The sequence below is a fragment of the Pseudomonas sp. AF32 genome (assembly GCF_022342325.2).
Lineage (GTDB): Bacteria > Pseudomonadota > Gammaproteobacteria > Pseudomonadales > Pseudomonadaceae > Aquipseudomonas > Aquipseudomonas uvaldensis.
The window spans coordinates 28,884-45,844 of record NZ_RQJK02000004.1; the positions used below are offsets into that span (position 1 = coordinate 28,884).

General features: G+C 59.9%; 10 protein-coding genes. 6 read left to right on the plus strand and 4 right to left on the minus strand.

Going from position 1 to position 16,961, the window contains the following annotated elements; all coding sequences use genetic code 11:
• Positions 1 to 2 precede the first annotated feature (2 nt).
• Positions 3 to 1,094 (plus strand): efflux RND transporter periplasmic adaptor subunit, encoded by a 1,092-nt coding sequence (locus tag EGM97_RS05115; RefSeq protein ID WP_477788786.1) that lies wholly within the window; start codon positions 3 to 5, stop codon positions 1,092 to 1,094.
• Positions 1,091 to 4,174: an efflux RND transporter permease subunit gene (locus EGM97_RS05120; RefSeq protein WP_238962882.1), complete on the plus strand. Its 3,084-nt coding sequence runs from the start codon at positions 1,091 to 1,093 to the stop codon at positions 4,172 to 4,174. Before EGM97_RS05115 ends, EGM97_RS05120 begins: the two co-directional genes overlap by 4 nt.
• Positions 4,175 to 4,275: 101 nt before the next feature.
• On the opposite strand, the gene EGM97_RS05125 is transcribed toward EGM97_RS05120, so the two are convergent.
• Both EGM97_RS05125 and EGM97_RS05130 read right to left on the minus strand, forming a co-directional pair.
• Positions 4,276 to 5,142, minus strand: a complete 867-nt coding sequence (locus EGM97_RS05125; protein ID WP_238962883.1) for a helix-turn-helix transcriptional regulator — start codon at positions 5,140 to 5,142, stop codon at positions 4,276 to 4,278.
• A gap of 31 nt (positions 5,143 to 5,173) precedes the next feature.
• Positions 5,174 to 5,944, minus strand: coding sequence for an acyl-homoserine-lactone synthase (locus tag EGM97_RS05130; RefSeq protein WP_238962884.1), 771 nt, complete (start codon positions 5,942 to 5,944; stop codon positions 5,174 to 5,176).
• Between the two features lie 588 nt (positions 5,945 to 6,532).
• Between EGM97_RS05130 and EGM97_RS05135 the strand changes: the two genes are divergently transcribed.
• A complete protein-coding gene (locus tag EGM97_RS05135) occupies positions 6,533 to 7,132 on the plus strand; it encodes a LysE family translocator (RefSeq protein ID WP_053150790.1) in 600 nt (199 codons plus the stop codon).
• 75 nt (positions 7,133 to 7,207) lie between these two features.
• Here EGM97_RS05135 and EGM97_RS05140 read toward each other — a convergent pair whose 3' ends face one another.
• Complete coding sequence (locus EGM97_RS05140) at positions 7,208 to 7,936, minus strand: helix-turn-helix transcriptional regulator (protein ID WP_238962885.1); 729 nt, start codon at positions 7,934 to 7,936, stop codon at positions 7,208 to 7,210.
• Between the two features lie 243 nt (positions 7,937 to 8,179).
• Entirely contained in the window at positions 8,180 to 10,837 is a 2,658-nt protein-coding gene (locus EGM97_RS05145) for an excinuclease ABC subunit UvrA (RefSeq protein WP_238962886.1), read from the minus strand.
• 193 nt (positions 10,838 to 11,030) lie between these two features.
• Here EGM97_RS05145 and EGM97_RS05150 point away from each other — a divergent pair, with 193 nt between their 5' ends.
• From EGM97_RS05150 to nosZ, 3 genes are all read left to right on the plus strand, one after another.
• Positions 11,031 to 12,506, plus strand: a complete 1,476-nt coding sequence (locus EGM97_RS05150; RefSeq protein ID WP_238962887.1) for a hypothetical protein — start codon at positions 11,031 to 11,033, stop codon at positions 12,504 to 12,506.
• Between the two features lie 282 nt (positions 12,507 to 12,788).
• Positions 12,789 to 14,957: a transcriptional regulator NosR gene (gene nosR, locus EGM97_RS05155; RefSeq protein WP_238962888.1), complete on the plus strand. Its 2,169-nt coding sequence runs from the start codon at positions 12,789 to 12,791 to the stop codon at positions 14,955 to 14,957.
• 52 nt (positions 14,958 to 15,009) lie between these two features.
• Positions 15,010 to 16,929, plus strand: a complete 1,920-nt coding sequence (nosZ, locus tag EGM97_RS05160; RefSeq protein WP_238962889.1) for a TAT-dependent nitrous-oxide reductase — start codon at positions 15,010 to 15,012, stop codon at positions 16,927 to 16,929.
• The last annotated feature ends 32 nt before the right edge of the window (positions 16,930 to 16,961 follow it).

Consider the following 16,961-nt stretch of genomic DNA (forward strand, 5'->3'; position numbering starts at 1 on the left):
CGTTGCGTAAAATCCTGTTGGTGTCCGCCGTGCTGGCGGTGGTGGTGATCTTCATTTCCATTCGCCGTGGTGCCGAACCGGCCGTGGCCGCTCCCGTGACCAGCAGCCTGAGCGTGGAGGTGGTCCAGGCACGGCGTCAGCTGTGGCCGCAATTACTGTACGCCAGTGGGGCGTTGGCACCCTGGCAGGAGGCGGTCATCAATGCCGAGACCGGCAACCTGCGCATCGCCAGCCTTGAAGCCGACGTGGGTAGCCGGGTCAACAAGGGCCAGTTGCTGGCCACTCTGGCCTCTGATTCGGTGCTGGCCGAGGAGCGCAAGCAGGTGGCGCTTGTCGCCCAGGCGGTGGCTAATCTGGAGCAGGCCCGCTCCAACGACCGGCGCGCCAAGGTGGTCGGCCAGGGCGGGGCCTTGTCGGAGCAGCAGCGCGAAGATTACCGAATCAAAGTGGCCCTCGCCGAGGCCGACCTGGCTGGCGCCAGGGCGGAACTGCAAAGTACCCGGATCAGGTTGCGGCAGACGCGTATCGTGGCGGTGGACGATGGCATCGTTTCCGCACGCACCGCACTGCTCGGAAAAGTGGTGGCGGCCGGCGATGAGCTGTTTCGCCTGGTGCGCGACGGCCGCATCGAATGGCAAGCCGAGCTCGACGCCCGCCAACTCGCCCAGGTACAGGCCGGCCAAGTGGCGCGCCTGACCTTGCCGGGCGGGCAGAGCGTGGAAGGGCGGGTGCGGCTGGTCTCCCCGACGCTGAACACCAAGACCAGTCGGGCACTGGTCTATATCTCCCTGCCAAGCGACAGTCCCGCCCAGGCCGGCATGTACGCCAGTGGCCAGATCGAGTTGCCCGCCCGCGAAGCCCTCACGGTGCCGGACACCGCCGTCATCCTGCGTGACGGTCGTTCCTACGTGTTCACGCTCAACGACGACATGCACGTCGTCCAGAGGCCCGTGACGGTGGGCAGGCGCTTGCATCAGGCCGTGGAAATTCTTGGCGGCCTGGAGGAACCGGCCCGTATCGTGCGCGCCGGCGGGGCCTTTCTCAATGACGGGGCCAGCGTCACCGTCGTTCAATCCCAGGTTGCGCAGCCATGAATATTTCAGCCCTGTCGATCCGTTATCCGGTACCGGCCGTCATGCTGTTCATCCTGCTGACGCTCTTCGGCTTGCTGGGGTTTGGAAAACTCGCCATCCAGGATTTTCCCGACATGGACCTGCCGGTGGTGGTGATCAACGCCTCGCTGGAAGGGGCGGCTCCCGAACAGCTGGAAACGGAGGTGGCACGCAAGATCGAGGACAAGCTCACGTCGTTGCGCTTGCTCAAGCATGTGACGACCGTGATCACCGACGGCGCGGTCAACATCAGCATCACTTTCGACATCGACAAGGATGGCAACGAGGCCCTCAACGAAGTCCGCAATGCGGTCGACAGTGCCATGCCGCAACTTCCGGCCAGCCTGGACACACCCTCGGTTTCCCGCCTGACCACCAGCGCTTCGCCGCTGCTGACCTACGTCATCGACTCCGACACCCTGGACGAAGAAGCCTTGTCCTGGTTCGTCGACAACGAGCTGAGCAAGAAACTGTTATCGGTGCCGGGGGTTGCGCTGGTTTCACGAATCGGCGGTGTCGACCGGGAAATCCAGGTCAACCTCGATCCGGCCCTGATGGCCGGGCTGGGTATCCGCGTTGCCGATGTCGCGGCCCAATTGAGGGCAATGCAGAAGGACAACTCCGGCGGCCAGGGCAACCTGGGCAGCGGTCAACAGGCCATGCGGACCCTGGGTGCCATTGATGATCCGGCGGCCTTGGGCGCCATCGATATTCCCAGCGGAGACGGCCGTCTGCTGGCGTTGAATCAACTGGCGGATATTCGCGACACCCATGCCGAGCGCAGCAGCCGGGCTTTTCGCGACGGCAAACCGGTCATCGGGTTCCAGGTCACCCGGTCACTGGGCTTTTCCGACGTCGGTGTGGCGAAGGATGTGCGCATGGCCATGGCCACGTTCGTGGAGCAACACCCCAATGTGCGAATCACCGAAGCCAGTGATACGGTCCGGGCCGTTCTCGCCAATTACCACGACTCGATGAACCTGCTGTACGAGGGCATGCTGTTGGCTGTGCTGGTGGTGGGGTGGTTTTTGCGCGATTGGCGCGCCACCCTTATTGTCGCGACAGCGCTGCCACTGTCGATCATTCCCACCTTCGGGGTCATGTACCTGGCCGGGTTTACGCTCAATGCCGTGTCGCTGTTGGCGCTGGCGCTGGTCATCGGCGTGCTGGTGGATGACGCCATCGTTGAAATCGAGAACATCGCGCGGCACCTGCGGATGGGCAAGACGCCACTTCAAGCCGCCACCGAGGCGGCAGACGAAATCGGCCTGGCTGTGCTCGCGACGACGGCGACCCTGGTGGCGGTCTTTCTGCCCACGGCGTTCATGGGCGGTGTGGCTGGCAAACTGTTTCGCCAGTTCGGCGTGACCGCCTCGGTGGCCCTGTTGTTTTCGTTGCTGGTGGCCCGGGTACTCACGCCCATGATGGCCGCGTATTTCCTCAGGGCGAAAACGGACGCAACCCACGACGGCCCGTTGATGACCCGGTACCTGGGCTGGATCCATGCCAGCCTCACTCGACGCAAGACCACGATGTTCCTGGCCAGCCTGTTCTTCATCGGTGCCCTGGCGTTGGTTCCGCTGTTGCCCACCAGCTTCCTGCCGCCACAGGACGCGGGTCACAGCAACATTACGCTGGAATTGCCACCCGGCACGACGCTGGAGCAAACCACCGAAATGGCGTTGCAGGCCAGCGACAGGCTGCGTGCCATCCCGGACGTTCAGCACGTGTTCATCGCGGTAGGCACCGCCAGCAGTTCGGGAGGCGGCTCCGCCGATATCACCGGGGCTGGCGATGCGGCGTTGACGGTCGACCTGGTGCCGCGCCACCAGAGAGAGCGTAGACAAGTGGAAGTCGAGGCGCAGATGCGTGAGGCGTTGCGTACGCTGCCGGGGGTGCGAGTCAATGTTGGGGGGGATGGCAGCGGCGAGAAGCTCAACATCGTATTGGCCAGTGACGACGGCAAGCTGTTGGAGCGCACCGCAAATGCCCTTGAGCCGCAGTTGCGCGGGCTGCGCGGAATCGGGAATGTCACGTCCAGCAGCGCCCTGCAGCGGCCGGAAATCCAGATGCGCCCCGACTTCGCCCGCGCGGCGGAACTGGGTGTCACCAGCCAGGAGATCGCCGATACCTTGCGCATGGCGACCTACGGCGAGTACTCCTCGCAATTGGGCAAGATCAATCTGTCCCAGCGTCAAGTGGATGTGCGGGTGCGGATGGATACCCTGTTGCGCGATGACTTGCAGAGCATCAATCAGCTACGGGTGACCGGGCGGGACGGCCAGGTCGCCCTGGCGTCGCTGGGAGAGATCAGTCTGGGTAGCGGTCCGGCGCAGATCAGTCGGCTCGATCGCCTGCGCAATGTCACCCTTTCGATCGAGCTCAATGGGCGCAACCTGGGGGAGGTCATGGCCGAGGCGAGCCAGTTGCCGGCGATGCGCAATCTGCCGCCTGAGGTCAAACCGGTGGAGCAGGGTGAGTTGCAGCTCATGACGGAATTGTTCGGAAGTTTCAGCGTGGCCATGGCCATCGGGGTGTTTTGCATCTACGCGGTGCTGGTGCTGCTGTTCCACGACTTCCTGCAACCGGCCACGATTCTTTCGGCGCTGCCCCTCTCGTTGGGCGGGGCATTGATCGCGTTGCTGGTGTGCAACTTCAGCTTCTCCTTGCCGTCAGTCATTGGCTTGTTGATGTTGATGGGGATCGTGACCAAGAACTCCATCCTGTTGGTGGAATACGCGATCATGGCTCGCCGCGATTATGGCCTGGGGCGGTACGACGCGCTGGTCGATGCCTGCCACAAGCGCGCCCGGCCCATCCTGATGACCACTATTGCGATGGGTGCCGGTATGTTGCCGACCGCAATGGGCATGGGCGAGGACCCGAGTTTCAGGCAGCCGATGGCCGTGGTCGTCATGGGGGGCCTGCTGACGTCGACGCTGCTGAGTCTGTTGGTGGTGCCAGTGATCTTCACTTACGTGGACGATGCACTGGAATGGTTCAAGCGTCTTGCGCGGGCGATGAACAGAGAAGGTCCGGCGGCTGAGGGCGTGAGGCAATAATCATCCCCAACGCTGCTCGATTGGATTGATCGAGTCAGGGGTTGTACGAAAAATCGCCGAGCGGCGAGTTTTCGTACAAAGCCTACGGTTGGGGAGCGTTTTCAGACGGCCTGGCGAATGGGAGGGGCAGCGTTCCATTCGATACCCGGTGGCGTGGCATCCATCGAGTGCATCCAGCGGATGAGTGAACGGCGTCCGCCGATCCCCATTTTTATGGCTGCGCGTTTCAGATAGCTTTCGACTGTGTTGACTTTCAGGTTGAGTTGCTCCGCAAGTTCAGGTGCCGTGCGCCCGGCGAGTAAACCCACGCATACTTCAGTCTCGCGGGTGGAGAGGGTCAGGCCGGACAGCTGTAGTCGGTCGGCGAATCTCTGACGCAATGCTTCCATTCCGCCGTTTTCCGGACCTTCGAGGGGGAGGCTCGGGTCATGACGATGGGGTTCCGACGGAACCAGGGCAGCGACATGTTCTTCCACCATGGGCAACAAGAGGCAGGAAAAATCCTTCAGCAGGGCGTGTTCTTGTGCGGTAAAGCCCTTGGAAAAGGGTGATCGGTAGACGGACAGCACATAACGACGGCCATTTTTTCGAGTGGTCAGATGCAATTGGGTGGTTGTGTTGTGGCTGGATGGGCTGCTCGCCTGTCCGGGTTTCAACAGGCACCGGGAGAAGTTCGGTACTTTTTGCGGGGCGGCGTCTTCAAAGAGAATATCTTCGGCCAGGAAAAACGGTTTTGCGGTATGCGTCTCCATGACGGCATCGACGCAAGTGTTGTCCATGCCGACAAAACCGATACTGGAAGTGCTTGGTTCTGCAACGTGTGCAGTCCCTATCCTTTGTTCGGTGATATGCGTTGCGTCGACGGGAATTTCCGTAAGTATCAGGTCGTGCAACATGCGCGGGAAGTGGCGGCTGCCGGTACTGGCAATGACTTTGCCAACGTGCGGGAATAGTCTTTGCAGGTTCATCCTTTCTCCAATTTCATACCAGAAGTTTGTTTTATAAATGCAGCTCAGTGTGCATATGTATTTTTGCTGGAATGTTTCGGTCGGGGCGCATTTGACCGATATCGATGGATGGTTGGAGTGTGTCTGACGAACGGTTCGTCATAAGGAATGGTTCATAGAGTGTGGTGTGGGTTGCGTTCTTCCTGAGGACGCCCTCGTAAGTGGAAAGTGCGCAGGACAGTGTTCCGTAGATGATATTTTCGCCTTTCGAACCCACTGCTGTGTTATGCCTTTCCATGGTCCAGCCGGAACGCTTCAGGATTTTTTCCATCAGCGTGTCAACGACCACCTCATACAAGGCGAAGTTTTGCTGGTGAGCGAACTTCATCATCGAGAGAAAGAGCGCTGCGGTACGTGCGTCTACATAGGCATGGGTCAATTCTCCAGAGGTTGATCTGTCGGAGGAAAGTGCGAAGCGTGTGGCTTCCCAGCAAGTGCGGGGGTGGGGTCTGTTTTTGTCGCTGGGAAGAATGAAACTCAAGGCTCCGCTCAAGAGCGTCGGTTTGCTGCAAGGGCGTAACCGAACACATCCGGTCACGCGATCGTTAAGATGGGAATATATATAGATCGCGTCAGAATCATCGTATTCATCCCATTCGTAGTCCGTGCCCTGATAACTTCCTATGTCCCACTTCTTTCTATCGATAAATGCGGCTTTGCGAATGGCCAGTATTTGTTCGAGCGTTTTAGTCGGAATTGTAGAGTAGCTTTCGATACGGGTAGATACGCCGAAAAAACGATAGGTGCATGAGGAGTAGTTCATGAAAGACGTTTCGTGGCTGTCGGTGGAGCTACTGTTAACTTTGCACTAAGGCATTTCAACTGTCCTAAAGTACAGTGCGAGGATTTGTAGAGTGTATAGTCTAATTAGTTGTCGTCAGGGCGATGCGGTTGTATTCCGGGACAAAATATCCGAGTTGACAATTTAGTATTGTGTCGAGTCCAAAAAAGTACCGGCAGACAGTAGGATGTGAAAGTGTTGGTTCAAGAGGCAAGAGGGCGGATCGATATAGTTTTCCAGGGTGGACTTTTTGACGCTGACTGCTGGTGTGGCTAAGTCCCTGATATCCTGTAGGCCGAAAAATTGACACCCGCGAGAAGACGCGTTAGAGCCTGCAATGAAAGGGTCACAAGCTTATGAAAGGTTGTTTTGGAAACGTGGATGGTAGAGGAGTGGATTAATTAATGGCGGAACCGGATAGACGGCGAGCAGCGTTCACGTTGCTTTAGTGTTGTTACTCTATTGGCGAAAATTGGTCTGTTGTCATACAACTAAAAATTTGATTAGTATCGATAGACCCGAGCCGAACTGAAGAAATGAGCCATCGTGGCTCCTGGCATGGATGACCTTATGTCTTATATCGCGCTTTCACTGATGACGGTCCTGTTGGTTCCGGGCCCAACCAATTCGCTGCTTTTGCAGACAGGGATAAACCGGGGGCTGAATGCCCGCTCCATGAGATTTGTCGTTGCAGAGTGGTTGGCTTATATCATTCAGATGACGATGTGGGGCGTGTTTATCGATCTGCTGATCACCGACCACTCGTGGGTGGTCATTGCCACCAAGATTTTTGCGGTATGTTTTCTGTTCTATATTTCGTTGAAGTTGTGGTTTTCGGTCAAGGATCACCTGCCAGGCAAAACCACCGGTATCAGTGTGCCGGATCTGTTCGTGGCGACACTGACCAATCCAAAAGGGTTGTTTTTCGTTTCCTTTGTTGCTCCGGCCGGCACATTTTTGTCCTTGGGCAACTATGTGTCTTTCATGTCGTTATTCACGGCCATCATATTCCCGGTCGGATTGGTCTGGATCGCGATCGGCGCATTCTGTGGGCGTAAACTTCATGCCATTGTGTCCGGGCGCTTCTTGAGTCGGGCCATATCCCTGGTCATCGGCTTGTTTGCTTGTGGGATGCTTTTCAATATTGCATCACAAGTGGCGTTCGCTTGAGTGTGTTTTATAAAAGTTCGCCGGCATCGAGTCACTGAACCACGCCAGGTGGCTGTAGATCGATAAAAGATAAAATCAGACGAGGTTGAGTTGGACGGCCTTGATCATCGCCTGTTTGACGTTGATACAGTCCATTTTCTCGGTCATTTGCTTGGCATGAAATTTTACCGTTCGTTCGGTAATGTTCATGATCAAACCTATTTCCTTATAGTTTTTCCCCAAGGCTAACCAGCGCAGGAATTCTATTTCCCTGGGGGATAATCTCAAGTTGCTCTCGACCGTGGTTTCCACGGGGCGATATTGATTGGCAATGATGCTGAGGGCTTTGATGATGAACAGGTTCGAACGGACAATGGTGGGGAAATCAGGGTCGTTTTCTTCGGAGGACAGGTGAAGGGAACCGAATGCCCGACCGGGTTCATGGATCGGAACGGTATATCCCTGTTTGATACCGTACGAGGCTGATTGCTCGAAGATGTCCGAATGGGTGTCTATTTCTTCGGGAATTTCATCCCAGAAAAAAGGCGTTGCCGTGATGGCGGTGTTTGCCATGACGGGGTCCGTCTTGTAGAGCGACTGCTTGCGGTAGGTCTCAACCCATTCGGATGGGTAATTGCTGTAGATGGAGATCTTCGAGTTATTGAAGGGCGTCGGTTCCAGATGGACGTACGCGAATTTCTCGATACCCAATTTTGAAAATATCCAACCCAATATTTCGGTGTACTCCTCTTCGCTCACGCCCGAGATGTTGTTTTCTACCTCTTGGACCAGGTTGAACAAATGACTGGAAATGGGTTTGAACATAATAAGCGAGCCGCAATATCCGAACATAAGACGTTGACGCAGCCAAGCTCTGTACCTTTAGAGCCGGCAGATAGGGTTGAGCGAGGTCTGTTTTGATCGGGGGGGTGATATCATAGCGCCTCCTGGCATGACAGCCTGCGCCCGGGGATGGAGAGGCTATCGTTCAATTACGCGGACTGAAACGATTAACTGACCGACAGTATAGACAGCTTTTCGCATACGGCCAGTCTCGTTAAAAAAGCTTTAATGTTCAGCCCGCAAGACGTTTTTCAGGAACCCCGCCGTCCGACTTTCCTGGCATTCGGCCACCGCGCCCGGCGATCCGCATACCACGACTTTCCCACCTTGGGACCCGGCTCCCGGGCCGATGTCTATCACCCAGTCACTTTGCGCGACTACCCGCATGTCATGCTCCACCACAACCACGGTATGGCCTTCGTCCACCAGGCGATTGAGCTGGACCAGCAATCGGTCCACGTCTTGGGGATGCAACCCATTGGTCGGTTCGTCCAGCACATACAACGTGGACCCACGGGCCTTGCGCTGCAGTTCCGTCGCCAGTTTGATGCGCTGCGCTTCACCGCCGGACAGCTCCGTAGCCGGCTGGCCCAGGCGCAGGTAACCCAGTCCGATGTCCTGCAGCACCTGCAATGAACGCTTTGCCGCGGGTTGTTCGCGGAAGACTTCGAGTGCCTGGTCCACGGTCAGTTGCAGGACTTGGGCGATGTTCAGCCCTTGCCAGTTCACCCTCAGCGTCTGCGGGTTGTAGCGAGCGCCGTGGCAGGTCGGGCAGGGGGCATACACGCTGGGCATGAACAACAGTTCGACACTGACGAAGCCTTCACCTTCGCAGGTTTCGCAGCGTCCCTTGGCAACGTTGAAGGAAAATCGCCCGGCATCGAATCCCAGCGTGCGAGCCTGCTCCGTATCGGCGAATAGCTTGCGCACATGGTCGAACAGGCCGGTATAGGTGGCAAGGTTGGAGCGTGGGGTGCGGCCGATGGGTTTCTGGTCCACCTGGACCAGCCGCTTGATCGCATCGAGCCCGGCGCTGACGTACCCGCCGCTGGTTTGCCGGGGTTCGTCTTCCAGGCTCGGTTCTTCTGGTTCGGCAGTCTGGCTGGCCTGACCCAGGTGGCCGCCCACCAGGTCCAGCAGCGCCTGGCTGACGAGACTGGATTTGCCGGAACCGGAGATACCGGTCACGGCCGTAAAGCAGCCGATAGGGAAAGCCGCGCTCAGGTTGTCGAGGTTGTTGCGGGTGATGCCTTCCAGGCGTAGCCAGTCACGGGGCGTTCGAGGGCTGCGCGCAGCGAGGGTGCGTTCGGCAAACAGATAGGCCCGCGTTCGTGACTCAGGCACCTGCCCGAGGCCGGCCGGTGGACCGCTATAGAGAATCGTGCCGCCCTGTTCGCCCGCATCCGGGCCGACGTCGACGAGCCAGTCGGCGCGGCGCATGGTATCCAGGTCGTGCTCGACGACGAACACCGAATTGCCCGCGGCCTTGAGCCGTTGCAGGGCATCGAACAGGGCTTCGCTGTCGGCCGGGTGCAAGCCGGCGGACGGTTCGTCCAGTACATAGATCACACCGAACAGCTGGGAATTGAGCTGGGTGGCCAGGCGCAGGCGTTGCAGCTCGCCGGAGGACAGTGTCGGGGTGCTGCGCTCCAGGGACAGGTAGCCCAGGCCAAGATCGATCAGGGTGACGATCCGTTCCAGCAGTTCAGCGGCGATGCGTTGGGCAGCCAGGCGCTTTTCCAGGGACAGGTTGGGCGTATGGCGCGCATCCGGCCCTCCGGCGTGAGGGTTTTCGCCCCTGGCGGCACGCTGCTCGCGGGCTTCTCGGGTTTGCCGATGGCTTAAGACCGCGCCGGGTTCATCGGCCTGTTCCAGATAAGCGGGTGCGGTGACACCCTTCAGCACCTCGGCCAGCTCCAGCAACGGCAGGTGCGACAGCTCGGCGATATCCAGCCCCGCGAACGTGACCGTCAGCGCCTCGCGCTTGAGGCGTTTGCCTTCGCACACCGGGCAAGCACTGGCGCGCATGTATTGCGCCACGCGCTTGCGCATTTGGGCGCTCTGGGAATGCATGAACGTGTGCAACAGGTAACGCCGGGCACCGCTGAACGTGCCCTGATAGCTGGGTTCGAGTTTGCGCTTGAGGGCGGCGCGGGTCTGCGCCGGCGTCAGCCCGGCGTATACAGGGACGGTGGGGGTCTCCTCCGTGAAGAGAATCCAGTCACGTTGTTCTTGCGGCAGGTCGCGCCAGGGAACATCGACGTCGTAACCCAGGGTGACCAGGATGTCCCGCAGGTTCTGGCCTTGCCAGGCCATGGGCCAGGCCGCCACGGCGCGCTCGCGGATGGTCAGCGACGGATCCGGCACCATGGAGTCTTCGGTCACCTCATAGACCCGGCCCAGGCCATGGCATTCCTGGCAGGCGCCTTGTGGCGTGTTGGGCGAGAAGTCTTCGGCGTAGAGCATGGGCTGGTCGGCCGGATAGCTACCGGCGCGGGAGTAAAGCATGCGGATCAGGCTGGACAAGGTCGTGACGCTGCCCACCGAGGATCGGGCGCTGGGCGTACCGCGCTGCTGCTGCAAGGCCACGGCTGGCGGCAGGCCCTCGATGCTGTCCACATCGGGTACGCCGACCTGATCGATCAGGCGCCGAGCGTAAGGCGCGACGGATTCAAAGTAACGACGCTGGGCTTCGGCGTAGAGGGTGGAGAACGCCAGCGACGACTTGCCGGATCCCGACACGCCGGTAAACACCACCAGGGCATCGCGAGGAATATCGACATCGACATTCTTGAGGTTGTGTTCGCGGGCACCACGGACCCGGACGAGCCCGGCGTTTTCGGCCTGTGATGTGGCGGAAGCGGGGCCGGAGCGTGAGGGCATGGAGCATTCCTTGTGAGCGTCTGTTTTGGCGCGTTGAGGCTTCGGGGGCACGGCGCCCCCTGGAGAGTTGAGCCTGGTTCACAGCATTGACAAATATGCGACCGGCTTCACTCACTCTCGTGCAAAAAAAAATTTACTCCGGGCCAGAGAGATGCGAAAAGCTTCCCGGAATTTCCCAGGATACGGACCTCCCATGCCTCGATCAAAGCTGTTCACTACTCTGTTTGCCGCATTAGTGGGGGCCGCCGCGCTGTGGTACATGTGGATGATCACCAGCGCCAAGCTGGAGTGGGGCGGCGCCAGTCCGGACCCGCAACGGATAGGTGTGGTGAAGGATATCCAACAGCGGGCGATGACCCAATACTGCACGGGCGTGGTCGTGACCGGACAAAGCACCTGGCTGGTCGGTCGCCTGGAGGGGGACGCGAGTCGGTTGGCACCCGCTGCGGATGTCGTGGACCTGGACGCAGTGGTTTATGACAAACCGGCTGATGCGGGCGAAGAAGAGCCGCAAGCCCCTTTCCCGGGCTTGCTTGGACGTGACAGGGAAACTTCTTTTATTTCTCGCCTGGATGCCCAGGGACAATTCCAGCTGGTGGCCCACGTCAGCGGCGCGGCTTGCCTGATCGCCAGTCCGGACGGCGCCAGCGTATTCCTGCTGACGGGGCTTGACCGGCCTGATACCGCGAACGCCGACGACATCAACCAGACCGTGGTCTTTCGTAGCGACGATCAAGGCAAGCACTGGACCTGGTTGAGCAAGGGCTGGTTCGCCGAGGCCGATCGGTTGGCCTGGAGCCTGACCCCGTATTTCCACGGCTCTGACGAAGTCTGGGCGTGGGGTCGGCCGCGCGCTGCGGACGATGACAGCAGCGAAGCGACCTCGGGAGCCGTTTCCACCGGCGTTTTCTATTCGGCTGATCGCGGCGCCAGCAGCACGGAGATTGTCGCCTCCGAGTCGTTGCTGGTAGCTGCTGAGGCGGTGCACGAAAAGCATCCCGAAATCAATGAATGGCACACCGGCTCAGGCGAGCAGGGGGAAGTGCAGACCAACGTGCTGCAATTGGATGCCCGGCAGGCGTTCATCTGGGTGTCCCAGCGATTCTGGGCAAGCAACCCTGACGGCGCCGGCCACAACATTGCGTTCAACGTGACCACGCGGGCCCGCCTGCAACGCGAAACAGGGCGCTGGCGAGTCGTCCAGGTACAGCGTGACGACAACCTGTTTGTCTCAAAACTGGTCCAGAACGATGCCGGAAGGGTCATCGGCCTTATCGATCAGGGCAATCGAGGTCGCGACGTCGTCGCCGAACTGGACACCACCGCGCTGACCTGGCGCACCCTGAGCGAACTGCCCAGCGTGTTTGCGCCCCTGGCCTCGGAAAGCCGAGTGCGCGGGACGAATTTCTGGGTCGGGCAGAACAGCCTGTTGATCAACACCACCAGCGAACATTACCCACCGCGTTGGCTCTACTGGTGGTCGGACGCGAGCATCTCGGCCGAAGGGGTGTTTTATTCCAGGGACTGGGGCCAGTCGTGGAAACGCCTGGCCATTGCGGGCTATCTGGGCATCGTCGGTTTCCAGCCGGCGCAGGATCGGGTGATCTGGGGTAACGGCAATTGGTATGACAACAAGGATGCGGGTATTTATTCCTATGGGTTGCGTTGAGGGTCGGGCCTCCTGAATAACACTTGGCTGTGGCGAGGGGATTTATCCCAGCGGGGGCGCGAAGCGCCCCCCTGCAAGCTGAATACGGTTCAACCGGCACACCGAGGTGCCTGGATTTGAGGCTGCCAGGCAGCCCAGCGGGGATAAATCCCCTCGCCACAGGTCCAGCAGCATTGCATGGGCCGGCGTATCAGTTTTTTCGAAGTTGATTTCAATCAAGGGCCGGCGAGGGGACGGCGCCTAGCATCATCGCCACGATTGTGCCTTCAAGCCCTGGCGTCCATGACCCTTCCCTTTGTGATGCTGCACCTATCCCGCTTCTGGCTTCATGGACTGCTCGCGGTCCTGCTGAGCTTCATGAGTCTCGCCCAGGCCAAGGACTACGGCGAGATCCAGCAACAGCGCATCCACCATGTCCTGAACCAGACCGATTCGATCTCCGCGCCTGAAGGCCCCTTCAAGGTGCGCACGCTGTCCGCCGCTGGCAAGGTCCTGGGTTACGTGTTCCAGAGCCTGGATGTCGTGAACATTCCCGCCTACTCGGGCAAGCCGATCAACGTCCAGGTCATCCTTGATCCCGCCGGCGTGATCCTCGATGCCTATGTGCTCGAACACCATGAGCCGATCCTGCTGATCGGCATCGCCGAAGAAAAGCTCCATGGGTTCAGTGCGCGCTACAGCGGTATCAAGGTCAACCAGCGGGTCGTGGTGGGGCACTCCAGCGACCCGGATGCGGTGACGGTGGACGCCATAGCCGGTGCCACCGTGACGGCGATGGTGGTCAACGAAGTGATCATGCGCGCCGCCCATGACGTCGCGGTGTCCCTGGGCCTGGTCAAGGGCAATTCCGGGGTGGTCGTGGCGCCGGCCCGGGTGCGTGAAGATACCTATCAAGCCGCCGACTGGAACACGCTGGTCGGGAATGGCTCGGTGCGGCGTCTGCTATTGACCCGCGGTCAGGTGGACGCTTCCTTCAAAGGCACCGAGGCCGAGCAGGTCGAAGTGGCCAGTGCCGAGCAGGCGAACGACACCTTCATCGACCTGTACGTCACGCACCTGAACCCACCCACCATCGGTCGCAATCTGCTGGGTGAGGCGCAATATCGCACGCTGATGGCCGCGCTCAAGCCGGGCGAGCAGGCCATCGCCGTGATGGGCAGCGGGCGCTATTCGTTCAAGGGGTCGGGCTACGTACGCGGGGGCATTTTCGACCGGGTGGTGTTGCGCCAGTTCGGCGACACCATCAGCTTCCGCGACCTGGATTTCCAGCGCCTGGATGATGTGGCCCTGGACGACATGCCGGCCTTCGATGAAATGGCGATCTTCATCATCCGTGCGTCCCACCGTTTCGACCCCGGCTCACCCTGGAGCCTGGAGCTGTTGGTGCGCCGCCAGACCGGCCCCGTCAGCGGCATCTTCAGCAACTTCGAACTCGGCTACCAGCTGCCTGAACCGTATCTGGAGCGGCCGTTGCCCACGGCCGCGCAACTGGCGGCGGCCGAGGAGGCCAGCCGCCCCCTGTGGCTGACGCTCTGGTATCAGAAAAGCGTCGAGATCGTCGTGCTGGGGGTGGCCTTGCTGGTGCTCACCGTCATCCTGTTCTTCCAGGATGCGCTGGCCCGCAGGCCAAAGCTGCTGCACTGGGTCCGCCGGGGCTATTTGGTATTCACGGTGGTGTTCCTCGGCGGCTATGCCCTGGCGCAACTGTCGGTGGTCAACGTGCTGACGTTCGTCCATGCATTGTTCGAAGGCTTTCGCTGGGAGCTTTTCCTCACCGATCCGCTGATCTTCATCCTGTGGGTGTTCACCGCCGCCAGCATCCTGCTGTGGGGACGGGGCGTGTTCTGCGGTTGGCTGTGTCCGTTCGGTGCCCTGCAGGAGCTGATCAACGAACTGGCGCGCCGGTTCAGGCTGCCCCAATACGAACTACCGTTTGCCTTTCACGAGCGGCTGTGGGCGATCAAGTACATCATTTTGCTGGTGCTGTTCGGTGTCTCGCTGGAGTCCATGGCCACCGCCGAGCGGCTGGCTGAAATCGAGCCGTTCAAGACCGCCATCACCTTGAGGTTCGATCGCCAGTGGTGGTTCGTCGCGTATGCGGCGGGCCTGCTGCTGGTCAATCTGTTTACCCGCAAAGTCTACTGCCGCTACGCCTGCCCGCTGGGGGCGGCCCTGGCGATGCCGACCCGCCTGCGCTTGTTCGACTGGCTCAAGCGCCGCAAGGAATGCGGCAACCCTTGCCAGTTGTGCGCCAGGGAGTGCGAGATCCAGGCGATTCATCCCGATGGCCGGATTAACGCCAACGAATGTCACTACTGCCTCGACTGCCAGATGACCTGGCACAACGAAAACAAATGCCCGCCGCTGATCAACAAGCGCAAGAAGCGCGGCAAGGCGCCTGCAACCGATCCGCAACTGATTCCCGTGGTGCAGGTGACCCCGGCGCCTTGAGGCAGCCCATGGCCTGTGCCTTCGACCGATTCATTCTTGATGGAGCATTAGCATGAACGACAAGAAAAACGACACCACCGACGTGGCGCCAGAACCCAGGGGTGTCAGCCGACGCAGTTTCCTCGGCACGGGCGCGGTGACGGGTGCAGTATTGGCCGGCGCCACGGCGCTGGGGGCCGGGACATTCACCCGCGAGTCGTGGGCTGCGGCGGCCAAGGAAGCCAAGTCCAAGATCCACGTCGCCCCCGGTGAGCTGGACGAGTACTACGGTTTCTGGAGCGGCGGCCATCAGGGCGAGGTAAGGGTGCTGGGTGTTCCGTCGATGCGCGAGTTGATGCGCATCCCGGTGTTCAACGTCGATTCGGCCACCGGTTGGGGCCTGACCAACGAAAGCAAGCATATCCTGGGGGACAGCGCCAAATACCAGAACGGCGACTGCCACCATCCGCATATTTCCATGACCGACGGCAAATACGACGGCAAGTACCTGTTCATCAACGACAAGGCCAACTCCCGGGTCGCGCGCATTCGGCTGGACATCATGAAATGCGACAAGATCCTCACCGTGCCCAACGTCCAGGCGATCCATGGCCTGCGCCTGCAAAAGGTGCCGTATACCAAGTATGTGTTCGCCAACGCCGAGTTCGTGATCCCACACCCCAACGACGGCCGCACCTTCGACCTGCAAGACAAGAACAGCTACACGATGTTCAACGCCATCGATGCCGAGAATATGGAGATGGCGTTCCAGGTGATCGTCGATGGCAACCTGGATAACTCCGACGCCGACTACACCGGCAAATACGCCGCCAGTACCTGCTACAACTCGGAGAAGGCCTACGACCTGGGCGGCATGATGCGCAACGAGCGCGACTGGGTGGTGGTGTTCAACATCCCGCGGATCGAGGCGGCGATCAAGGCCGGCAAGTTCATCACCCTGGACGGCTCCAAGGTACCGGTGGTCGATGGTCGCAAGACCGATGGCAAGGACTCGGAATTCACCCGCTACATCCCGGTGCCGAAGAACCCCCACGGGTGCAATACCTCGTCGGACGGCAAATACTTCATCGCCAACGGCAAGCTGTCGCCCACTGTCTCGATGATCGCCATCGACCGCCTGGATGGCCTGTTCGAGGGGCGCTACAAGGATCCGCGCGAGGTGATCGTCGCCGAGCCCGAACTGGGCCTGGGACCGCTGCACACCACCTTCGATGGACGCGGCAATGCCTACACCACGTTGTTCATCGACAGCCAGGTGGTGAAGTGGAACATGGACGAGGCTATCCGCGCCTACAAGGGCGAGAAAGTCAACTACATCAAGCAGAAACTCGACGTGCAGTACCAGCCCGGCCACAACCACGCGTCGCTGACCGAGACCAGCGAGGCAGATGGCAAATGGCTGGTGGTGCTGTGCAAATTCTCCAAGGACCGTTTCCTGCCCACCGGGCCGCTGCACCCGGAGAACGACCAGTTGATCGACATCTCCGGCGACGAAATGAAACTGGTGCACGACGGCCCGGCCTTCGCCGAACCCCACGATTGCATCCTCGCCCGGCGGGACCAGATCAAGACCCAGAAAATCTGGAACCGCAACGACCCGTTCTTCGCCCCCACGGTGGAGCGCGCCAAGAAGGATGGCATCAACCTGGAGACCGACAACAAGGTCATCCGTGACGGCAACAAGGTGCGGGTCTACATGACGTCCATGGCGCCGGCCTATGGCCTGACGGAGTTCACCGTCAAGCAAGGCAACGAGGTGACGGTGACCATCACCAACATCGACCAGATCGAGGACGTGTCCCACGGTTTTGTCATGACCAACCATGGCGTGAGCATGGAGATCAGCCCTCAGCAAACCTCATCCATTACCTTCATCGCCGACAAGCCTGGCCTGCACTGGTACTACTGCAGCTGGTTCTGCCATGCCCTGCACATGGAAATGGTCGGGCGCATGCTGGTTGAAAAGGCCTGAGCCGGCCGATCAGGGAGGCTGCAATGACTGGG